We start from the raw sequence: 21953 nt of genomic DNA on the forward strand, positions 1-21953 counted from the left end.
GTCGTGGCGGTGTGGGCGGTGACCGAGGGCGTTCGGGCTGGTCAAGCCACCACAGCAGATGGTGGGTCGTGGACGGCGTCGAAGACGTTCATCCATGCCTGCTGCCAGCGCCAATGCGCGGGCAGGTGGAGGGTGATGTGACCGCGTCCGCGCCGGGCCAGGCGGGCGGGCACAGCGATCAGATGACGGCGCAGTGTGGCTCCGCGTGCCCTGGCGTGGGCGGGGCCGGCCAGGCAACCGGTCGCACGCAGCAGGTTGTGGGTGATCACCACGCAGGTCAGCCACGCGGCGTTCGCGGCGAAGTCACCCGAGGGCAGATGCGCGAGCGGGCCGCAGGACAAGTCAGCGAAGACCTGCTCGACGATTGCGTGGTCATGATGCTGTTCTTCGGCCTGGACCAGGTGGAACGGGCTGTCGGTGAACACCGCGTGGTACCGGTACACGCTGAACAGCTCGTCCTGACCGGTCGCGTCCTGCGGGTTGAGCCGCTTGACCCGGCGCACGATCAGCCGGGCCGTGACAGCTTGGCCCTTCTTCGACGTGAACGCGGTGTAGGTGACCTCGGCGATCTCGGCGTCGGACACCCAGCAGCCGGCCTGCTCATCCCAGATCGCGTCCGGGTACTCGATCGCCTGCCAGGCGTCCTCGTCGATGACGGCGATCGCCGCCGTGATCTTGGGGTCCATCTTCGCGGTGACCGAGAAGTGCGCGCCCGCGCGGCGGCAGGCGGCGATGACGCCCGCCGCATAGAACGCCGAGTCGCCGCGCACGACCAGGATCCCGGTAGCACCCGCTGCCCGCGCGGTTATCGACTCGGCCACGAACGATTCCGCGCCGCGGGCTGAGCTCGCTTTCCCGCCGCGTAGCCGGGTGCCGGTGATGACCGGAGCGGCCAGCGGCGTCGACAAGGTCGAGGCCAGCACATTCAACCCGCGCACCAGCACACTCTTGCCTTGGATCTTCGTGTGCCCGAACCCGCTGCCCTGCTTGGCGTATCCGTAGGTGCGTTTCTGCATCGAGTCCACATCCAGGAACGCGAACACGTCCGCGCCGGGCAGCAGCGGCGTATGCGCGGCCAGCCGGGCCAGCAACTCGCGGGAGACCTTCTCCATCTGGCGGACGTTCCCCCACCTCAGGCAGCGCAGGAACGAGCCGAGCGTGGACGGGGCGCGGATACCGGCCAGCAGCTTGTCCATACCGCCGTGCCAGATCCGCGATCGAGTCGGCCCCCACAGCCATCCCGGCCACGATCGAGCTGATTTTCGCTGCCGCGTTCACACCGAGCCGGTCGGCGATGGCGACGTGCTCGTCCACGAGTCCGCCCAGGTCACAGCGTTCGGCCAGCCGCATCACCGGCTCCAGCCCGGCGTAGGCGATCACGTGCTCGTCATCGAAGCTCGCATGGGTCCTGGCGGCGGCATGAAACAATCGCACGTACGAGGTGTCCTTCGACTGTGGATCTTGGAAGCGTAGAGAACTCCCATCATCCCAGTTCGTAGGGCACCTCCTCTCATTTCACGGCAATCAAGTCAGATTCGGCTCGGTGCATCCAGGCTGAGAAACGCCAGGCGACCCAGGTATATCGCGGCGAAAGCCATGGTCGGCAGTGCCGTGCTCGGCGTGTGCGCGTATGTCTCCCAGAACCCATGATCACTGCCCGCCACGGTCCGTAATCGAATCGAGAGAGGTTGTGGAGGAAGCACCGGCAAGCGACAGCAGGAAATTCGAAACAACCACAGCGAATGCACGCTCAGCCGTGTACCTGGCCAGGGGCCTGATGGGCTCGTCACTCACGGCTTCAAGCCCTACGTCTGAGCCCCGTGTGAGATGTCCGGTTCGCGGTCGAGCGGCGGGGCGCCCGCCCACTCCGGCAGCGGTTCGCATCTCCTTGTCCACTCTGAGGGTAGGCGGTTGGCGCTCCCCGAAGCCGCGATGATGCCGCCGACGATGGCGCAGGTGGTATCGACGTCACCGCCGGCCGCTGCGGTGGTCCACAGGGCCGCTTCGAAGTCACGGCGTTCGCGAGCTACCACCCAGAGCGTGAAGGGAACCGTGTCGTGCGCGCTGACGTGCCGCCCGTTTCCCAGGATGTGGGCAGCGAGCGCGGGATCGCTGATGGTGAGAAGCTGCCGCGCCTCGGAAATGCCATCACGAACTATGCTCGCGGGCGCGTGTTTACTGATCGTGTCGGGAAAACGCCCTGGAGAAAGGTGGGGCTCCGCGACGGCCGTTGCCGCGGCCATGGCCACGGCGACTGCACCGGCTATCGCTTCAGGGTGGGTGTGCGTGACTTGTGCAGAAAGGGCGGCCTGTAGGGCGACTTGCGCTGGATCGTCGGCGAACCAGGTGCCAAGCGGTGCCACCCGCATCGCGGCCCCGTTGCCCCACGAACCTTTGCCGTCGAACAGCTCGTTCGAAAGCGTCCGCCAATCGCCGCCTTCGCGGATGAGGCGGAGCATCCGGTTCGTGGCCGGGCCATACCCGCGATCGAAATCGTGACGCGTGGCGAAGCTCGCCGCGAGTCTGTCCTGGTCGATGACGTCATGCTCGGCCAGGACGCGATAGACGGAGCAAGCCATCTCGGTGTCATCGGTCCATTGCCACAGTCCGGGTGGAAGCACGCGGTCGGTGAGGGCTTGACGATTGGCCGGAACGAAGAACTGAGAACCGAAGGCGTCGCCCAGAGCCAGGCCGTGAAGTGAGGCTGTGGCACGCGCAAGAGGATCAGCGGACATCTCTCTCATTGTGGGGTACGCCGGCTGGTCACCGGTGGTCGTTGACCGTCCTGGGCCGTAGAAGTCGGTCCGTACGTTTCCGGCAGCGTGCTCGCATCGGTGAGCGTGTCTAGCGTGCTCGTCGTGTGCTCGCATGCCCCGGAAGGGGCCGTCAACGTCCGTCAGGATCCGTCAGCAGGATCGGACGATCCACGGACAAATTGTCAGCTATCGGCAGTCGGAATCCCGGAACGATCAATTCCAGCACGTCGTAGATCTTGCTTCTAATCCGACGGTCGGGGGTTCGAATCCCTCAGGGCGCGCTCTCCACTAGCAGCACGAAAGAGCCCCTGACCAGCAGCGATGCCGGTCAGGGGCTCTCTTGCTGTGTCCGGTGGCGTACGGCTATGCCCGAGCAGTTGCGGGTGATCGTGCCAAATACGTGCGCAAGTTTCCGGGCCTATCTAGTCACAGGGACATTCGGGATCTGCCCGAATGTCCCTGTGGGTGACCAAGGGCGGCGCTGCGCACCGTGGCACATGGGCCTTCCGCCCGCCGTCCGAACGTGCGGCCTTGGGGCCGGTCCCGGGCGGCGGGACCTCAGGCTGCCCGTCGGGCCTCCATCCCTGTTGTACCCATCCGACCCGCCGCACGCGGCCACGCCGCGACCAGATGATCAGCCAGGGGAAGGCGTGTGCCTCCGCGCAGGGGTTCGATCGCTTCCTCTACCCCGGGCCTATCCCTGGGAATCAGAGGCAGTCAACGATCGGTATCAGTAGTCCAGGCACTACCACGCCGGGCCCAAGCAAGATCAATGTCGTCGGAACCGGATTGCATAGTCCGGTAGGCAGGAGCGCTGGACAGGTAGACAGAATCCAGCTCGCGATGTGTATGCACGATATAGAAACATCCATGCTCCCAACGACGGGTTGATCTAAAATCGCGGCTAATGTTCTCGTGAAACGTGGAGCCCTCCTGTGCGGCGGATGTTCAACTATCGCGACGCGGTGAACCTTCTCGGCGGTGCGAGTTTCCTCAGCGGCCTGCTCGACAAGATGTCCGCTGTGGCGCTGCTCGGCCTAGGCGCGATCGACCTGATCGACGCGCGCGCGGAGGTTGTCAAGCTCGGTGACGGACTAATCCGCGGACTGCGCGATCGTGTAAAGCGATTGGCCAGATACGACCGGACCGAGCGCCTGGTGGCTGCGCATGCGGTCGTTGTGATCACTGCGTACTTTGAGGCGCTCCGCGAGCTAAACATCCTTCCTCGTGATGACCTGACGCGGGATGACCAGGAGCGGATGCTCGGCCAGGATCCGATGGCCCACTGGGTGGAGCAGCTGATCATCGCGGAGCTGCCCACCCCCACCCCGCAACACCCGCATGAAGATGTGCTCACGGAGCTGAACCAGTGCTACCAGAAGTTTTCTTTCGGACTGCTCGACCTTGTCTCTGGCCTGGCCATCTGGGATGAATGGGATGACACTCGACGAGCTCGAGTGCGCAGGGAAGTGTCCAAGAGTCTGCCTCATCAGGCCTGCCGCCGTTACGAGGAGCTCTTCCGCCGTCTTGCCGCCGAATTCCCCGAGGTCGCTTGCTGGGCGAACCTCATTGAGCACCAGGCCACTCGTGCCAAGGTCCAGCACCTCAGGCAGGGCCTTGCGGGTCTGGAGGAGCAACTCCGGAAGATCGGATCGGGACGTGAGCCGTCCGACAGGCTGGCGGCGCTGGTTCAGGCGAACCGCGCAGCACTCGACCGCCCCATTATCTCCGCGACCGACGTGCCTCAAGGGATGACGATTCCGCCTCTGCGCCTGGCGTACATCAACCCCGGATTTCGCGTCCTTTCGCCAGAGCATTACCGCCATCCCGCGGACGAGAGGTCCTGGGATACGCTGCCTCTCCGAAATGATCTGAACGAATTTCTCTCCGGTCACCTCACTTTGCCACAGGCAGTGCGGGCTCCCCTTCTCATCCTGGGCCAGCCTGGTGCGGGCAAGTCGGTGCTTACCAAGATGCTCGCGGCCCGCCTGCCTTCGGGCGACTTCCTGCCAATCCGGGTAGAGCTGCGCAATGTACCCGCCGACAGCAGTGTGCTGGCGCAGATCGAACACGCGATCAGGGATGCCCTGGATGAGCCGGTGTCCTGGCCGGAGCTGGTCCAAGCGGCGCAGGGTGCGCTCCCGGTCGTTATGATGGACGGTTTCGACGAACTGCTGCAGGCGACTGGAGTGACCCAGACCGACTACCTGGAGAAAGTTGCGGAGTTCCAGCAACGTCAGGCCGAGAGGGGCAGGGCGCTGGTCGTCGTCGTCACTAGCCGTACTGCTGTCGCGGACCGGGCGCGCGTGCCTGATGATGCCGTAGTGCTGCGGCTGGAGTCGTTCAATGAAGAGCAGGTCTGGCAGTGGGTGACCGTCTGGAACGGTGCCAATCACGGGTACTTTAACGAGCGAAGACTCGCACCGCTATCGATCGAAGAGGTACTAGCGGTACCCGATCTGGCCGGGCAGCCCCTCCTGCTGCTCATGCTCGCGTTATACGACGCCGACGCCAACGAGTTGCGGCGCGTGCATAACACACTGGATGAGGCCGAACTCTACGAGCAGTTGTTGCTCCGCTTTGCCGAGCGCGAGGTGCGCAAAACCCGCGAAGGGATCTCCGACGCCGACCTCCTACCGGCGATCGAGCAGGAGTTCCTCCGGCTCTCGGTGACCGCCTTTGCCATGTTCAACCGAGGCCGCCAGTGGGTAACCGAAGACGATCTAGATGAGGATCTCAACGCCCTTCTCTGCCAACCCTCTGAAGTCCGCCGGCCCGACGGCTTCCGCCGGAAACTGACATCGGCTGAAGGTGTCATCGGCGGCTTCTTCTTCGTTCACCGGGCGCAGGCACTACGGGACGAGCAGCGCCTGAAGACCTACGAATTCCTCCACGCCACGTTCAGCGAATATCTGATCGCCCGGCTGGTCGCCCGAGAACTTGCCGATCTTGCCGCGGAGCTCGCCGCCGCTGGATCCCGTACCCGGCCGGCTCGGCCTGACGACGCGTTTCTGCACGCGTTGCTGTCCTTCGCCGTCCTCACCGTGCGTGCCCCTATCGTCGGCTTTTTGAGGTATGGAATCAGCTATCGCATCCCTGAGGACCGGCGCACGCTCCTACGGCGCTACCTCTGCGAGCTGTTCACCAATTCGCTGTACGCGAGGCCCAGCTCTTCCTACGATGCCTACCGACCCATGCCCGCGACAGTGCCCGCCAGGCTCGCCGCCTACAGCTCGAACCTGCTGCTGTGCATCCTTGCCACGGACAGGCCGATCTCCGGTACTGAGTTGTTCGCCCTTAACAATGCGGGCGTCGCGAACGAGCATTGGCAGGGCATCGCCGGCCTCTGGCACTCCCAGCTCACGGGCGAGGAATGGGGCTCGCTGATCCGCGCCGTGCGCGTGCACCGCTCCTTGCAGGACAACGTCAGGGTGATGACGGTACAGCTGAATCGCGGCGATGCCTTCAAGGTGGCTGAGCTGCCACCCTTCATATGGCCGATCTCCCTACGCTATGACTCGAAGTGGCCGTTCGAATCCAGTGATCGGGCTGGTGACTATGACCTAGCCATATCCCAGGACCATGAGCTCGCGGTATGGCCGCGAGAGATTTCCTTTCGAGACGACCATCTATTGGCGAATCTGTTCGTTAATCTCCTTCCCTACGCCAAGAACCTTGGCGTAGGTCTTAGTGCCAACTATTTATCTTCCGAAGTAGGCGCAGTCGTTCCTGCTTTTGAACTGCTGACGCTCCTGCTGGAGCCCTGCTCGGACACCGACCGCCGCATGCGTATCTATATGCGAGCCTTATCTGCTGCGGAATCCTTTGGAGCGATTGAATCCGGTGGACGCTACGGCGACTTCGTTGTGAAACAGCTTGACGAGGACTGCGACAAGCTGCCCGCCCAGGAGATTCTGAACTTTCTGGACAGATGGGCAATCAACGCGAACAAGTCCCGGATTCAATGGAATGGTATCCGGCGGATCCTTGGGCGCCTCGGCGATCGAGCCGATCTCGATGTTGCGCGCCATCATGAGATCATTGTAAAAGTAGAGGAAATGTTCACCAGGATCAGCGAAGGCGAAGGTAAGGGAGATTCCGACCAAGACTCCGGAACTTCGAGAGAGTGACTCAGGTGACCATGAGGAAATGCGTCAACGCCCGCCTCTTGTAAGCATTACGATCCCTGATTGGTAGGTATGCCGATCAGGGCCCCTCTGCTGGGTGTGGTGGTGCGCTGCTATCGGTGAGGAACTGTAGTTAAGCCCGCCAAATGCATACCCCGAATCCGGGCGTTGGCCACGTCCGGGGAGTGGTGTTTGAGAAGGCCACCCGTAATCCGGTGGACTGTTAGGCAGAAATCGCCTCAATATTCACTTTAGCATCGTTTGTCTCGTTCGCCGTGGTCTTCTTACGGCACTCGGCCAAGACCTCACGGCCCATGTAGCGGCGCTGCTCGGTCCACTCGTCGTTCTGTTCCGCCAGCACCGCACCGACAAGCCGGACGATCGCCTCCCGGTTCGGGAAGATACCAACCACGTCCGTCCGCCTCCTGATCTCTTTGTTCAACCGCTCCTGAGGGTTGTTGGACCACACCTGCCGCCACACAGCCTTCGGGAACGCGGTGAACGCCAAGATGTCGTCCCTGGCCTCATCCACATGGGCGGCAGCAGCCGGATACTTCGCCTCCAACACCTCCACGACGTGACGATGCTGCGCATACACCGACTCGGCGTCGGGCTGCTCGAAGACGGTCCGCAGCATGGTTGCCACCCACGGCTGCGCCGACTTCGGAACGCGGCAGCCCAGATTCCTCGCATAGTGCGCCCGACACCTCTGCCACACCGCACCGGGCAACGTCGAGGCGATCGCATCCCGCAGCCCGGCATGGCAGTCGGAGGTTACGACCCCAGCGGACTCGTTGGTGAGGAACTGAACACCGTCGCGTTCGTGATGGAATACGTCGAGTTCCATTTCAACGGACCGAAGCTCACAGCGCTTACGGACCCACACCTACAGATCGGTTCCCGGGCCTGGATTTTCCCCCAGACAGGATCACGAGACGCCCTGTGCACCCTCATTGGGCGAACGGTCCAAGCTGTCAGCATCAAGACCAATGAGTCCATCCTGCTCGACTTCGGTGAAGCCATCCTGACTATCCCCCTCGATGAGGACAACCGTCACGGCCCTGAGGCCGCGCACTTCTTCCCTGTCAACAGGGACGGGAGTTGGCGTCCGGAGGGGATGAGGATCTGGTAGTCGCCGCGCGGGCTCGCAATCGGGAAGGCTCAGGCACGGTGGCGGTTGCAGTTCAGGGCAGCCCAGAGCCGTTCCCCGATCAGACCGCGCATGCGCGCTGACCTGCGTTGAACTGTGCGGAACTACGGCAAGCCGATCTTTTAATCCGCCTGTTGATCGTTGTCATCGATTGGCAGCGCACTGCAGGCGCTTTCAAGCTCTCCGGTCGCGATCATGTCTCGTACGGCGTCGACCATCGAGACGAAGCCCGGTTCGCGGATGATGATCAGGTCCGAGCACCGGAAGTACCGGCCATTGAGGCACTCGCCGGTACCCCGCCAGTGATCCATGACCCCAGAGATGGTTCCCAGGGTCATGAAGGTGGCATAGCGACGAGTCCCGTCAGGAAGGGTGATGGTCGCGTCGGCTTCCTCGGCTGTCTCAGGATCGTGCCCTTCCCAGCGGGGAATCAGCATCTCAAAGCCGGGGTTGCTGATGCGGTAGAAAGGACCATCGATCTCGATCATGGGTGAGTCTGCCAGCCGTGCCCGTTGCGTGCCCGATGGAGCGGTGAGCAAGGGTAAGTAGCGGGGACTCACGGGGAACGCGAACGGCGGTGCGAGCAGCAACGATGCAGATCGATCAAGATCGGCATACGTCTTTGCAAGCAGGATGTCAGGAGTTCGAATCTCCTAGGCTCCACTTATGCGTTAGCCCAGGTAGGGGACGGTTTCCCCGACCTGGGCTTTGATTTGGCGATCGATAGCGGCGGATCGTCGGCTAGGACAAGCGGCTTCGGGACAGGATTTCTTACTCGCCATCCCACTGCGGCCGGGTAACCGGAACCACTGTGAGCAGGCGATCCAGCTCTTTGAAGTCCTTCGGGTTGCATGTGTAGAGCGGTAGGCGGTTCGCGATGGCGACACAGGCGATCATGAGATCCGCCGTTCGAGGACGTGGGTTGCGGCCTGAGGAGATGACAGCGGTCCAGAGTTGGCCGTACTCGCGGGCGGCGGTCTCGTCGAAGGGGAGGGGGTCGAACTCGGCCTCGGCTGCCTGCAGGATCTTCATTCGCTGAGCGAGTTCTCGCGGTCCGGACGCCACCAGCACGCCGACCGACAACTCCGCAGTGGTGATGGCGCTGATCATCATCTCGTCGGGTAGCTCATCCGGGTCGATCCCAGCCCGCAGGACGAGGATGTTGGTGTCGAGCAGCCCTTGATTAGGGGTCATTCCCCGTCCTCTGTGAACTCGCCCCTGCCGTAGGCGCGATCGTACGGGTCGTAGAGATCGTCATTGACGTGACGGTCCATGTCCTTGCGGTACTTCCGGTCGTCCAAGCGGGGCATGCCGCGGGACATCGCCACGAATTCGGCGCGTGACACGGCCCGGCGCCGGCGCCGAATAGGGACCAGATCGCCGATGTGGTGGCCGTTGCGGGTGACGGCGTACCGCTCCCCGCGTTCCAGCCCATCCATGATCTCCGCGGAGCGGTTACGCAGGTCGCGCTGAGAAATCTGGTGGGAGCGGTCAGGTTCAGAGATGCTCACCCCTCAAGTCTATGTCCAGGTGCTACGACGTGCTACTAAGTAGCACATCTCTGCCACCCGACTTTGTTGGGGCAGGTTGCGGCTTGATCGCCAGGCCATTAGCGGGCCATTGGGCCATTAAGGGTGGTAAACGGGGGGAAGTCACGGTCACTCGCGGACAGCCCCTCGCCCAGGTGGCGGCCGTCGTCCCAGAAGATCGGCCCGATTTATAAGCAGGATGTCAGGAGTTTGAAGCTCCTAGGCTCCACCAGCCAAACGCCGCTTGCCAGATCAAGGAAAGCGGCGTTCGTGCCATTAGCTTGCGGGTGTGTCTTCGGCTCCGGAAAGCTCAGCCCACGCGCGGTGACGGCCGTTGGTGCCTGGCTCAAAGCACGATCGTCGGTGGTGTGTCGTCCGGTCACCCAAGCAAGCGCACGACGAGATTCCCAATACCTCCCAGGAAGGTCATGGCACCCAGCACCAGCAGGACAGCAACCTGAAAGGTCCCCTCGCCCAACGGTGACATCTCTACAGGCTCACTCGGATTCTCCGGATCCACCAGCAGCGGCACCCGCTGCCCACCCTGTACCGGCGGAGACCACAACTTCATGCTCCCGCCCATCTGGGCCAACGTCGAGAACTCGAAGTGCTCCGACGCCCTCTCTCCGAAGACAGAGCCTGTCGTGCGATAGGCCCGCCTCCGCAGTCTCCGCATTCTGCGGATTGCCGCGACTGCCCAGACCAACAGAACATACCCGGATTGACCTTGCTCCGTTCGAAAGCACGCGGGAGATCACCCGCAGGTCAGCGCATCGACGGGTCACGAAGGAGCGATCCACTTCTAATCCGACGGTCGGGGGTTCGAATCCCTCAGGGCGCGCTCTCCAGACCAGGTCACATCCCGTGTGACCTGGTCTTTTTGCTTGACACTGCCTGCGCTGCCCATGCAGCCGTAGGCCACCGAGAGCCGCCATTTGTCGCTGATCGCGAGATATACGCGGGACGGGATCGCTCCTTCAGCGGCTGGCAGGCTGGGCGAGTCCGCGGGATCAGGGGGAACCGTTGTGCTGTGCGGTTGAGATTCACCTGATCATCTCGCCGACGTTTCCGGTACTTGTGCCGGTTGCGGAAGCGGCCTCTTCGGGCTCTGCCATGACTACCTCTTTCGCGAGTATCGACAGGGTGTGTTGCTCCGTGTAGGACAGGCCCAGGCGGTTTCAGTTGAAGATCACGTGGTGGGTGATGACGGATCGCAGACCCCGCTCCAGGTGCCCCCGCCGCGTGACGTCGGCGAGTTCCTGCCCGGCCTGTGCGGAGGCGGCCAGCCAGCCGGTGATGGCGGCTCGAATGGACACGCTGTCTCCGTGGTGGGGATGTAGGTCAGGACAGGGTGCGAGATCGGCTGGGGAAAGCTCCTGCGCATGTGCCGTAGACCTCCTTCACGGTGAGCCCGCCGAGACGCGGGCGACCGATGGAACGTGCTGTCCTGGCCAGCCGCACGGCAAGCGATGAAAACGTCGTCTCGTCGCGTCGAACTATGACCGTCCGAGGGATCACGGGGCGCAGTACAGCTCCGCCGACTTCGCCGCCGTGTGCAGGCAGTTGGGTGTGCGCCAGTCGATGGGCGCTGTCGGCACCAGCGCGGACAATCGCGCTCGCCGAGGCGCTAACGTGCAGGCGGGCTCCGCCAAGCCGCCGTTGAAGGTGGCCGCTGCGGCCGAGACCCGATGCGTCGGCCGCAAGGTGATGGTGATGCTACGCGTCACGAACAAGGAGAAGGTGCACGTGTCGGCGTCGGCGGAGTCGGCGTACGGGTCGAAGCCGCTTCCGTGCGGCATGCTCCTGCCGTTGACGGAGGGCGGCCCGGACCGCCGGGCCGCCTGTCACGCCATCAGCGCTGCAGTGTCAGCAGACCCGGCCGGTAGGGCAGGAGGCCGTAGTCGCCGCTGGAACTGGGGCTGCGTCCCTGGTAGAGCAATTGCAGGTTGCAGGGATCGACGGGCATGGTCTGATCGGCGCTGGTGCGGACCAGCTCGCCGTGACTGATGTCGTTGGTCCAGGTGGCACCGCTGTTGGCCTTGCCGGCGAAGGGGTTGCCCTCGGTGGCGGCCTGGGGTGTCCACGAACCGTTCAAGCTGGTGGCGGTGAACGAGCGGAAGTAGCGGCCCTGCGAGCCGATCGCCTCGACGATCATGAGGTATCGGTTCTGGCCCTGGAGCTTGTAGACCTGAACGGCTTCGAACAGGTTGTTCGTCGTGTCGCTCATGACCACCGTCGATGTCGTGCCGAAACTGCCCGGGAAATTCCCGATGGGCATACTGGCCCGGTAGATCTTGCCGTTGTCGCCGGCGAAGAACAGGTACATGTTCGTGCCGTCACCGATGACCGTCTGGTCGATGGGTCCCGTACCGGAGCCGGAGATGCTGCCGGAGAAGAGCGTCTGCTGCGCTGACCAGCCGTTAGGGTTGGTGGGGTCGCTGGAGGTCCGGTAGGAGAACGCGGTCCCGCCCCATTGGTAGGCGAGCACCCAGATGTTCTTCGGGGCGAAGTAGAAGAGCGTGGGCGCGACCGTGGCAGAAGACATCGTGTTCTGGCTGGCCGAGGCCATGTCGGACCAGTTGGTGAAGGGGCTGAAGTTCATCGAGCCCCACTTCGTTCCCGTGTCGTGGGTCGTGGCGTAGACGAGATGCCGGCCGTTGTAGGGGGCGACGGTGAAGTCCTTGAGCGAGACCCATCCCGACTTCGGGGTCGCCAGCGGGCCCGTCGAGGTCCAGCGGTACGTCGACGGCAGGTCGCACGTACCGGGGTTGCCGCCGCCGACCTGGACGAGTTGCCACTGCTGGTTGGCGCCGCCCCAGTCGTCGTACTGGACGATGTTCGCGCCGTCGGCGGTGGAGGCGCCCTGGACCTCCAGCGCCTTGCTGCTGTGGCGCGAGATGAACCTCACGTAGCCGTCCGAGCTGTCGGCCAGCCGCCACTGCTGGTTGGTGCCGTTGCCGTCGGCCCATTGCACGATCGCGCCGCCGTTGGCGGTGGAGAAGTTGTAGACGTCGAGCACCTTGCCGGAGTGGCGGGACTTGATGCGGTAGTAGCCGCCGCCGGAGTCGACGAACTGCCACTGCTGCTGGTTCTGGTCGTTCCTGGTCCACTGGGTGATGCGGCCGCCGTCGGCGGTGGACAGGTTGTAGACGTCCAGGGCCTTGCCGCTGTTGCGGTTGACCAGGACGTACCAGGCGTTGGTGTCGACGGTGGCCGCGTTGGCGGCCTGAGTCTGCATGGCGACGAACAGGCTCGCCAGTAAGGTGGCCACCGTCGCGAGGACGGCCAGCGATCTGAATCTCACGATGTGCTCCGATTCATCCGACTCGGACGAGTTGCCATTGCTGGTTGGCGCCGTTCCAGTCGTCGTACTGGACGATGTTCGCGCCGTCGGCGGTGGAGGCTCCCTGCACCTCGAGCGCCTTGTTGCTGTTGCGGTTGATCAAGCGGAGGTAGCCGCCGGAGTCGGCCGCCCTCCACTGCTGGTTGGTGCCGTTGTGGTCGGTCCACTGGACGATGGAGGCGCCGTTGGCGGTGGAGAAGTTGTAGACGTCCAGGACCTTGCCGGACAGCCGTGACTTCAGCCGGTACCAGCCGCTGCCCGAGCTGACGAACTGCCACTGCTGCTGGTTGCCGTTGTTGCGGGTCCACTGGGTGATGCGGCCGCCGTCGGCGGTGGACAGGTTGTAGACGTCGAGGGCCTTGCCGCTGTCGCGGTTGACCAGGACGTACCAGGCGTTGGTGTCGATCGGCCCCGGGTTGGAGGAGCCGCCGTTGAGGGCGTCGAGGGTGGCGGTGTAGGCGGCCTTCTTGTTGCCCGACGCGTCGAACAGCAGGGGGTTCTCCCCGGCGCGCCAGGAGTCGCTGTCCCGGATGCCCCAGACCGTGATACCGGTGCAGCGGGAGACCGCCAGGCAGGCGCGGGTCACCGACGCGTAGATGTTCGCCTGGTTGGAGCCTTGGGCGACGTCGAGCTCGGTGATCTGGACGTCCACGCCGAGATCGGCGAAGCGCTGGAGGTTGGCCTGGTAGTCGCCGGAGATCGAGGTGCCCAGGTGGGACTGGAAACCGACGCAGTCGATCGGGACGCCCCGCGCCTTGAAGTCGCGCACCATGGTGTAGATGCCGGTGCTCTTGGCGTTGATCCCGTCGGTGTTGTAGTCGTTGTAGCAGAGCTTGGCGCCGGGGTCGGCGCCGCGGGCGGCCCGGAAGGCGGCCTCGATCCAGTCGTTGCCGGTGCGCTGGAGGATCGAGTCGCGCCGGCCGCCGCTGCCGCCGTCGGCGAAGGCCTCGTTGACGACGTCCCAGGTGTGGATCTTGCCTCGGTAGTGGGTGGCGACCTGCGTGACGTGGTTGATCATGGCGGTGCGCAGGGTCGAGCCGGACAGGGCCTGCGCCCAGCCGGGCATCTGCGCGTGCCACAGCAGGGTGTGACCGCGGATCTTCATGCCGCGCCCGATCGCGTGGTTCACGATCCGGTCGGCGCCCGTGTAGGTGAAGGAGTTCCGGGACGGCTCGGTGGCGTCCCACTTCATCTCGTTCTCGGCGGTGACCGAGGTGAACTCCCGGTTCAGGATGTTCACGTACGTCGAGTCACCGAGCCTGCCGGCGGCCACGGCGGCGCCGAAGTAGCGGCCTCCTCGCTCGGCCGCGGAGGCGCCCAGGGTCGAGGCGGCGTCGGCCGGCCCGGTGAGCGCCACCGAGAGGCCGATGGCGACCAGCCCGGTGGTGAGCAGGGACAGGAGTCGTTTCATGGACGGTTGGTGCCTTCCTTGTGTCGACGTGTTCTGTCACGGGGTGGTGAGGTCGAAGCGGCGCACGGTCACCGCGCCGCCGAGGGACTGGGTGGCGTAGTTGAAGATCCCGAAGCGGTAGCCCATGAAGAACTGCCAGGCGTTGTTCAACGTGAAGGCCGGGCCGAGGCTCACAAAGGTGCTGCCGTCGGTGCTGTAAGAGAAGCGGGCCTGCCTGCCGGAGCCGGGGCGGATGTCGGCGTTGACCCGCAACCAGATCCGGCCGCCCGAGATGTTCGCGCTCGCCGCCTCGGCGCCGGTGCCGGTGGTCTGCCACGAGCTGTTCATCGTCAGGCCGTTGGTCATCACGACCCGGGTGACGCCGTTGTCGCGTTTGACGCCGATCCAGGCCGACTGGTCGCGCAGCATGGCCAGCCCGGCGCGGTCGCCGTTGGTCATCTGCGAGTAGTCGAGCTCGATCGTCGCCGTGGACGACGGGCCCTGGATGCGGTGGGTCAGGGTGTTACGGGCGTTGTAGAGGTCGCCTGTGACGGTGGCGGTCTGCAGGCGCAGGCCGTTGCCGGTGGAGAAGCGGCTGGTGTCGGGGTTGTGGTTCCACTCCCAGCGGTGGCTGAGGCTGCCCGAGGTGAAGGTGTCGGGGCCGATCATGGACGTCACGGTCCGGTTGGTCTGGATGTTCGGCTTCGGGTAGGTGGCTCCCCAGCCGCCGTTGACGGTCTGCACGGTCGGCCAGTCGCCGGTCCAGGTGATCGGTGCGAGCGCCGGTACGCGGCCGCCGGGGTAGGCGTCGACGAACGACATGTAGTACCAGTCGCCGTTCTGCGTCTGGACGAGCCCGCCCTGATGGGGGACGCCGCCGCCGGAGATGGGGCCGGGCATGTTGAGCAGGACCTGGCGCATCTCGTACGGGCCCCATGGTGAGGTGGAGCGGAGGACGTACTGGCCGTTGGCGGGGCGGGTCAGCCAGATGTAGTAGTAGCCGCCCCGCTTGTAGAAGCGGGCGCCCTCCAGGGTGGCGACGCTGCTCGGGGTCTGGAACACCTGCTGGGCGCGTACCTGGCTGAGCCCGTCGGCCGAGAGTTGGGCGACGCTGATGGTGCCGTTGCCATAGGCGACGTACATGGTGTCGTCGGTGTCGATCAGGAGGCCGGCGTCGTAGTAGCAGTTGTTGATCTGTGAGCGCTTGGTCCAGGTGCCGTCCACGGCCGAGGCGGTGTAGACGTAGGTGCGGTTGAACTCGACGCAGCCGATCCAGTAGTAGGTGCTGTTGCTGGGCCGGTAGTTCAGGGTCGAGGCCCAGATGCCCTTCACGTACGCCCGGCCGCCGCTGAGGTCGTAGGCGCCCGAGTTGAAATCGAGCCTCGGGACCGAATGCCCGGCGTACTCCCAGTCGACCAGGTTGTAGGAGCGCAGGATCGGCGCGCCCGGCGAGTAGTGCATGGTCGAGGCCGAGTAGTAGTAGGCGTCGCCGACACGGATGATGTCGCCGTCGGCGAAGTCCTGCCAAACGACCGGGTTCGTGTAGGTGCCGCCCGGATCAGGGTTGCTGCCGACGGGGACGAGCTGCCATTGCTGGTTGGCGCCGCCCCAGTCGTCGTACTGGACGATGTTCGCACCGTCGGCGGTGGAGGCGTTCTGGACCTCCAGGGCCTTGTCGCTGTTGCGATTGATCAGCCGGATGTAGCCGCCGGCGGAGTCGGCGAGTCTCCATTGCTGGTTGGTGCCGTTGCCGTCGGCCCATTGGACGATGGAGGCGCCGTTGGCGGTGGAGAAGTTGTAGACGTCCAGGACCTTGCCGGAGTGGCGGGACTTCAGCCGGTAGTAGCCGCCGCCGGAGTCGACGAACTGCCACTGCTGCTGGTCGCCGTTGTTACGGGTCCACTGGGTGATCCGGCCGCCGTCGGCGGTGGACAGGTTGTACACGTCCAGGGCCTTGCCGCTGTTGCGGTTGACCAGGACGTACCACGCACTGGTGTCGACCGTCGCGGCCGACGCCGTGGGCGTGAGTAACACGCCCACAAGAAGCACTGACGAGAGAACCGCGAGCACGCGTCTCACAGGAACCTCCAGAGGTTGTTGTTCGCGCCGCTGTCGTCGGTGAGTACGACCTGCGCGCCCTGCGACGTACCACCAAGGCCGAGGACCCGGCCGCCGTTGGCGCACTGGATGCGGAAGGCGGCGCCCGACCCGTAGCGCAGCCGCCAGCGATGGTCGGCGGTGCCGTTGTCGGCCCACTGCACGACGCGCGACCCGGAAGCGGTGCCCATGTTCTCCACGCCCAGCACCTTCTGGCTGTTGGAATTACGCAGCCGCAGGTAGCCGCCGGTGTCGACGATCGCCGTCCACAGGTGGTCGGTGGTGCCGGTGTCGCCCCACTGGACGACGAGCGCGCCGTCGGCTGTGGACATGCCGGTGACGCCGAGCACCATCCCGGTGCCCACGTTCTGGAGGCGCCGCGCGCCGTTCGGCACGAACCGCCACTGGTTGTCCGCGCTGCCGTTGTCGGAGTCCTGGACCACCTGGGCGCCGTTGGCGGTCGACCCGTTCTGGACGCCGAGCAGCTTGGAGCTGTGGACGTTGCGGATTCTGACGGAGCCGTCGCCGGCATCGACGATCGTCCATCGGTGGTCGGCGGTGCCGGTGTCACCCCACTGGAGCACCCGAGCGTTGTCGGCGGTGGACATGTTCTCCACGCCCAGGACCTTGCCGCTGTTGACGTTGCGCAGGCGCAGGGCGTCGCCGTCCACGATGGGTACCCAGTCGTGGTCGGCGGTGCCGTTGTCGGTCCATTGGAGGGCCAGGCCGCCGTCGGCGGTGGACATGTTCTGGATGCCGAGGGCCAGCCCGCTGGCCGCGTTGACCAGCCGGAAGCTCGCCGTGCCGGTACCGCCCTGGCCACCGGTGTTCCAGTAGACGACGTAGTTGTGGTCGTGAGCGTCGTAGAACGGCCCCAGCCGCACCGACGCTCCGTCGGCAGTGGCCGTGAAGGCCAGGGAGGAGGCGCTGGTCCGGGTGATCGAGGAGGGGGTCAGGGCAGGGGTCGATGACAGGCCCGCGTTGCCGTAGTCGCCCGACAACACGACGGGGCCGTAGGTGACGGCCTGCACGCCGGGGTTGTCGTTGGCGGTCTTCATGACCACCCGCATGGGCAGCCGCACGGTCACGGTGTCGCCCGGCACCCACGACCGGGTGAGGCCGGCGTAGGTGCCCGGCGCGGTGGTGATGCTCTGCGGGACTCCGTTGACGCTGATCGTCGCGCCCTGGGTCCAGGCCGGGATGCGGACGCGCATCGTCCAAGATCCGCTCACGTTGCCGGTGACCTGCAGCGATGTGGTGTCGCCGACCGGGTAGGAGGTGGTCTGGGTGACGGTGATGCCGCGCTGGCTCCAGTTGAGCGTGGAGGGCGTGAACAGGTTCACGAACAGTGTGGTGCCGTTGTGGAAGTAGATCGAGTCCATCAGCTTGGTGTTGGTCTCGATCCCGGTGCCCTGGCAGCACCAGAAGGAGTTGTAGTCCGTGCTCCAGGTGCCGCCGCCCCAGGCAGGGCCGACGCCCCGGCGCCCGCCGGGATCGAGCGGGGTGAAGTAGGTGACGTGCCCGTGTGCGTCTGCCGGGTTCTGCTGCCCGATCAGGTGGTTGAACAGGGCGTTCTCGTAGTAGTCGAAGTAGTCGGCCCGGCCCGGCGACAGCAGCCACAGCTCCCGGGTCAGCTTGAGCATGTTGTAGGTGTTGCACGCCTCGCCGGTGTCCCTGGTCAGGTGGGCGGCGATCGCGTTGGGGGCGCGGAAGTGCTCGGCCTGACTGTTGGAGCCGTTCACGTACGTGTGCGCGCCGACGGTGATGGACCAGGCGTTGGCGGCGATGTCGCGGTAGCGGGTCGTGCCTGTCGCCTTGTACTCGCGGGCCGCCCCGATCCACTTGGGCACCTGCGTGTTGGCGTGCAACCCGTTGAGCAGGTCCTGGCCCGCGGCCAGCGGGTCGAACACGGCCGCGTGGTCGAACCGCTGGGCCGTGGCCAGCCAGCGGGAGTCGCCGGTTGTCTGGTACAGGTCCGTCAGCACGGCGTTCATGCCGCCGAACTCGGTGCCGAGCATGGCCTGCATCCGGCTGGGGCTGAGTCGCGACGTGCGGGCGTCCACCCACCCCGCCAGAGCCAGCAGCACGGTCCTGGCCTGGGTGTTGCCGATCAGTCGCCAGACGTCCAGCAGCCCGGCCAGGGTCTTGTGGACGCAGTAGTACGGCACGTTGCCGTTGGTCAGGGTGCGGTTCTCCACGGCCGTGATGTCCGACTCGGGGAAACCTGACAGGTAGCCGCTGGTGAAGCCGGCGGCACCGTTGTTCGCCTGACATCGGGCCAGCTCGGCCACCATGTGGTCGGCCTTGTCCCGGCAGGTGGTGTCGCCGAGCACGGCGTAGGCCTGCGCCCACGCCGTCAGGAAATGGCCCTGCATGTGAGACCGGAACGGGAAGCTCGGCGCGTCCCAGCCGCCGTTGGCCGCCGCGCCGTTGGTGGACAGCCGGTGGTTGGCCCGGAAGACGTACAGGAGCCGGTCGACATCGACGAAGCGCAGGTAGTTGAGGGTGCGGTTCTGGTTGTCCAGCAGGCGGCCGGAGGTCAGCCGGACCAGGCCGAGGTCGAATTCGTAGGCCGCGACGCCGATGTCGGATCTGGCCTGGGGGAGTGCGGCCAGAGCTGGGGATGTACCGGCTACCTGGCCGGTGACCGAGAGCGCGGCGGTCGCGCCTGCGGCCTGAAAGAGCTGACGACGGCTCAAGGACATGCGGAGCTCCTCGGAGATGGGGGGTGGTGACCGGCCGCCGCCGGTCACGTGTTCACCGGGTCAGGCCCCAGGAGAGGCCGCCCATGGCTGTCGAGGCGGAGACGCCGCTCTCGAACCCGGTGTTAGCGCTAACATTTCGTGCACGCGATCACCAGGAAGGTGGGGAACCGCAGCTGTCACGGCTGTTCTGGAGGCCGACCCGTTGACTGATATGGAGCTGTGGCGGTCGTGGCACGCCAGCGAACGGTCTGTCCTGTGCCGCCGCCGGGGATGCGGGGGGATATCCGGGGCTCCTTGACTAGATGCCAGATGGCCTAATATTGTTAGCGTTAACATTGATCTTGTCGAGCTGTACGGCCTGCTCTGGTGAACGCGTTGTCGCAGAGTAGATCCGACGGTCCGGCCCGGCGTCAACGAGGAGTCCCGTGCCGACCTGGACGTTGCCGTCAGAACGCTATCCCGCCTGGAGTTTTGCCTCCGTGGAGATCGCGCCGGACTGCTCGTGCATGTGAAAGTTTCATAGAAGTCACCGGTTGGCACCAGGGTGATCTGCGACGGATCACAAATCACGAAACGCGGCACCTCGGCGCTGTACACGGTTGCGTCCACGGAAGTGGTGTAAGAGTTTCCGCTGGTAGAGGCGTGGCGTTGTGAACTGGGGCCACTGGCCTGGAAGGTCAACTACTGGGCGCGTGGCCATGTGGGCGCCGAACAACAGCACCCAGTGGACGATCACGGGCGTGTGACGGCCGCTGGGCCGCTTGGGAGTGTGAGAACCGCTGTTGAGCCACACCCGGCCGCTTCGGACGGGCGTGGCTCACCCTCACTCGGCCTCTTCACCGGGGCCGGGGGGAAGGTCGCACCGGGGTGCGGTCAGCAGGTGGAGCCGGTCCGGGTCACCAGGCCCAGGCGCCAGGGCGACCAGCCGGTGAAGCTCACGCGGTGCCCGCGTTGTAGGTCCACTTCTGGTTGCTGCCGCCCCAGCAGGTGTAGAGCTGCAGGCCCGTGCCGTTGCCGGTGCCGCCGCCGACGGCGTCGAGGCACAGCCCGGACTGTACGCCCACGATCGTGCCGTCGGAGTTGACGCGCCACTTCTGGTTGTCGCCACCCCAGCAGGAGTAAATCTGGATCTTGGCGCCGTTGCCTGCGCCCCCGGCGTCCAGGCACTTGCCGCCGTAGACCTTCAGCTCCCCGGCCGTGGTCTGCGTCCACTGCTGGTTGCTCTGACCGTTGCAGTCCCACAGTTGCACCGCGGTGCCGTCGGTGGTGCTGGAGTTGGGCACGTCGACGCAGCGGCCGGAGGCGGTGCCCTTGATCTGCCCCGTGGCGCCCCCGCCGGGCGGCGGCGTCGTGCTGCCGCCGCCCAGCGCGTTGAGCACCGCGGTGTAGGCGGCCTTCGCGTTGCCGTTGTTGTCGAAGAGCAGCGGGGTGGTGTTGGCGCCGAGCCAGGAGTCGCTGTCGCGAACCCCCCAGACCGAGATGCCGGTACAACGCGGCACCGCCAGGCAGTCGTTGACGACGTTGGCGTACGTGGTGGCCGAGCCGCCCTGAATGTCCAGCTCGGTGATCTGCACGTCGACCCCCAGCGCGGCGAAGCTCTGGATGGTCGTGCGGTAGTTGCTGTTGTAGGGGCTGTTGCTGTTGAAGTGCGACTGCAGGCCGACGCAGTCGATCGGCACACCGCGGGCCTTGAAATCCTTGACCATGTTGTAGACGCCCTGCGTCTTGGCCCAGGTCCAGTTGTCGATGTTGTAGTCGTTGTAGCACAGCTTGGCGGCCGGGTCGGCGGCGCGCGCGGTGCGGAAGGCCACCTCGATCCAGTCGTTGCCGGTGCGCTGCAGGTTGGAGTCACGCCGGCCGCCGGAGTTGCCATCGGCGTAGGCCTCGTTGACCACGTCCCAGGCGTAGATCTTGCCCTTGTAGTGGCCCATGACGCCGTTGATGTGGTCGATCATCGCCTGGCGCAGCGAGCTGCCCGACAGCGATTGCATCCAGCCCGGCTGCTGGGAGTGCCAGGCCAGAGTGTGGCCGCGCACCCGCTTGCCGTTCTGCACCGCCCAGTTGTAGACCCGGTCCCCGCTGGTGAAGTTGAACTGCCCCCGGTTGGGCTCGGTGGCGTCGATCTTCATCTCGTTCTCGGCCGTCACCATGTCGAACTCGCGATTGGCGATCGTCGTGTAGGTGGAGTCGCCGAGCTTGCCAGAGGCGATGGCGGTGCCGAAGTAGCGGCCGCTCTGCGCGGCGGCCGCGCCGAGCGTGCTCGCCGCGGCATCGGCCGGAATCACCGTCGCGAGTACCGTGATCAGGCCGAGTGCGCCGAGCGCGCCGGTGATCAGCGCCCGGCGGTGCGCGCCGAGCGGCCGTCGGGCGGCAGGCGGGGACATGACGTTGACACGCATGCTTGAGCCTCCATATGCGAATCATGGGGAAAGGATCGTGCGGGACACACCCGCGGGACCGACGCCGCGCCCCGGTGGGGACGCACACCACAGGCGCCGGGACGGCAGTTTCTCTGTTGAGCACCACCGAGCCGGTAGGGAAGACCACCTCGGGCACTCAGTGTGGGAATCTCGTCGAAAATTGTCAATAATGTAGTAAAAAGTTTCGGCGAATGCCTGTCTCTGCCTGCGCCGGGTGTGCACCCAATTTGGGGATTGTGGTCCTTGAAATGTTTCGGTCGGGCTCGCCGGGTCGGGCTGAGATGAAAGTTTCATGGCGACGCTCTCGCCGGCCGTCTGCGGCTGGACTTGATAACCCGAGGTGAGCGCGTTCGGCCGGTGCCCCCTCCGACCCGCCGCAAGCTACGGCGCTCTTGACGACACCTTTCCGACTCCTATTTGCTCCGTCCCACCACCA

The 21953-nt window shown here is 65.2% G+C and carries 12 protein-coding genes and 3 pseudogenes; 2 read left to right on the forward strand and 13 right to left on the reverse strand.

Features of this window, described 5'->3' with window-relative positions:
- Nucleotides 1-41: 41 nt before the first annotated feature.
- Together AB0I59_RS38365 and AB0I59_RS38370 are read right to left on the reverse strand one after the other, a co-directional pair.
- Nucleotides 42-1434: pseudogene (locus tag AB0I59_RS38365) on the reverse strand (IS1380 family transposase).
- Nucleotides 1435-1805: 371 nt separating this feature from the next.
- On the reverse strand, nucleotides 1806-2735 hold the full coding sequence (locus AB0I59_RS38370) for an ADP-ribosylglycohydrolase family protein (protein ID WP_358141181.1): 930 nt from the start codon (nucleotides 2733-2735) through the stop codon (nucleotides 1806-1808).
- Between the two features lie 965 nt (nucleotides 2736-3700).
- On the opposite strand from AB0I59_RS38370, the gene AB0I59_RS38375 reads away from it, so the two are divergent.
- Nucleotides 3701-6886 (forward strand): NACHT domain-containing protein, encoded by a 3186-nt coding sequence (locus tag AB0I59_RS38375; protein WP_358141184.1) that lies wholly within the window; start codon nucleotides 3701-3703, stop codon nucleotides 6884-6886.
- 220 nt (nucleotides 6887-7106) lie between these two features.
- Here the strand turns inward: AB0I59_RS38375 and AB0I59_RS38380 are convergent.
- The 6 genes and pseudogenes from AB0I59_RS38380 to AB0I59_RS38405 all read right to left on the reverse strand — a co-directional run.
- Nucleotides 7107-7664 (reverse strand): annotated as a pseudogene (locus AB0I59_RS38380) (transposase); the annotation flags it as partial.
- Between the two features lie 491 nt (nucleotides 7665-8155).
- Nucleotides 8156-8521 (reverse strand): hypothetical protein, encoded by a 366-nt coding sequence (locus tag AB0I59_RS38385; protein WP_358141187.1) that lies wholly within the window; start codon nucleotides 8519-8521, stop codon nucleotides 8156-8158.
- A 283-nt stretch (nucleotides 8522-8804) separates the two neighbouring features.
- Nucleotides 8805-9227, reverse strand: coding sequence for a type II toxin-antitoxin system VapC family toxin (locus tag AB0I59_RS38390; protein ID WP_358141190.1), 423 nt, complete (start codon nucleotides 9225-9227; stop codon nucleotides 8805-8807).
- A complete protein-coding gene (locus tag AB0I59_RS38395) occupies nucleotides 9224-9544 on the reverse strand; it encodes a type II toxin-antitoxin system Phd/YefM family antitoxin (protein ID WP_358141193.1) in 321 nt (106 codons plus the stop codon). Before AB0I59_RS38395 ends, AB0I59_RS38390 begins: the two co-directional genes overlap by 4 nt.
- Before the next feature lie 397 nt (nucleotides 9545-9941).
- Nucleotides 9942-10094, reverse strand: a complete 153-nt coding sequence (locus AB0I59_RS38400) for a hypothetical protein (RefSeq protein WP_358141196.1) — start codon at nucleotides 10092-10094, stop codon at nucleotides 9942-9944.
- 646 nt (nucleotides 10095-10740) lie between these two features.
- Nucleotides 10741-10878, reverse strand: coding sequence for a hypothetical protein (locus tag AB0I59_RS38405; protein WP_358141199.1), 138 nt, complete (start codon nucleotides 10876-10878; stop codon nucleotides 10741-10743).
- Nucleotides 10879-11074: 196 nt separating this feature from the next.
- Between AB0I59_RS38405 and AB0I59_RS42195 the strand changes: the two are divergent.
- Nucleotides 11075-11194 (forward strand): annotated as a pseudogene (locus tag AB0I59_RS42195) (IS3-like element IS3502 family transposase); the annotation flags it as partial.
- Between the two features lie 220 nt (nucleotides 11195-11414).
- Here the strand turns inward: AB0I59_RS42195 and AB0I59_RS38415 are convergent.
- The 5 genes from AB0I59_RS38415 to AB0I59_RS38435 form a co-directional block, all read right to left on the reverse strand.
- Nucleotides 11415-12800 (reverse strand): non-reducing end alpha-L-arabinofuranosidase family hydrolase, encoded by a 1386-nt coding sequence (locus AB0I59_RS38415; RefSeq protein ID WP_082777364.1) that lies wholly within the window; start codon nucleotides 12798-12800, stop codon nucleotides 11415-11417.
- A 79-nt stretch (nucleotides 12801-12879) separates the two neighbouring features.
- A complete protein-coding gene (locus AB0I59_RS38420; RefSeq protein WP_358141205.1) occupies nucleotides 12880-14316 on the reverse strand; it encodes a glycoside hydrolase family 10 protein in 1437 nt (478 codons plus the stop codon).
- A gap of 36 nt (nucleotides 14317-14352) precedes the next feature.
- Entirely contained in the window at nucleotides 14353-16329 is a 1977-nt protein-coding gene (locus tag AB0I59_RS38425) for an RICIN domain-containing protein (protein ID WP_358141208.1), read from the reverse strand.
- 41 nt (nucleotides 16330-16370) lie between these two features.
- A complete protein-coding gene (locus tag AB0I59_RS38430; protein WP_358141211.1) occupies nucleotides 16371-19097 on the reverse strand; it encodes a beta-L-arabinofuranosidase domain-containing protein in 2727 nt (908 codons plus the stop codon).
- A gap of 935 nt (nucleotides 19098-20032) precedes the next feature.
- Nucleotides 20033-21496, reverse strand: a complete 1464-nt coding sequence (locus AB0I59_RS38435) for an endo-1,4-beta-xylanase (protein ID WP_358141214.1) — start codon at nucleotides 21494-21496, stop codon at nucleotides 20033-20035.
- Between the last annotated feature and the right edge of the window lie 457 nt (nucleotides 21497-21953).

The organism is Microtetraspora glauca (genome assembly GCF_040656155.1).
Lineage (GTDB): Bacteria > Actinomycetota > Actinomycetes > Streptosporangiales > Streptosporangiaceae > Microtetraspora > Microtetraspora glauca.

Excerpts from the sequence above, each read along its gene's own strand:
- AB0I59_RS38370 (WP_358141181.1), bottom strand. The coding sequence starts at position 2,735 with ATGTCCGCTGATCCTCTTGCGCGTGCCACAGCCTCACTTCACGGCCTG.
- AB0I59_RS38420 (WP_358141205.1), bottom strand. The coding sequence starts at position 14,316 with ATGAAACGACTCCTGTCCCTGCTCACCACCGGGCTGGTCGCCATCGGC.
- AB0I59_RS38435 (WP_358141214.1), bottom strand. The coding sequence starts at position 21,496 with ATGCGTGTCAACGTCATGTCCCCGCCTGCCGCCCGACGGCCGCTCGGC.
- AB0I59_RS38430 (WP_358141211.1), bottom strand. The coding sequence starts at position 19,097 with ATGTCCTTGAGCCGTCGTCAGCTCTTTCAGGCCGCAGGCGCGACCGCC.
- AB0I59_RS38390 (WP_358141190.1), bottom strand. The coding sequence starts at position 9,227 with ATGACCCCTAATCAAGGGCTGCTCGACACCAACATCCTCGTCCTGCGG.
- AB0I59_RS38385 (WP_358141187.1), bottom strand. The coding sequence starts at position 8,521 with ATGATCGAGATCGATGGTCCTTTCTACCGCATCAGCAACCCCGGCTTT.
- AB0I59_RS38375 (WP_358141184.1), top strand. The coding sequence starts at position 3,701 with ATGTTCAACTATCGCGACGCGGTGAACCTTCTCGGCGGTGCGAGTTTC.
- AB0I59_RS38415 (WP_082777364.1), bottom strand. The coding sequence starts at position 12,800 with ATGCAGACTCAGGCCGCCAACGCGGCCACCGTCGACACCAACGCCTGG.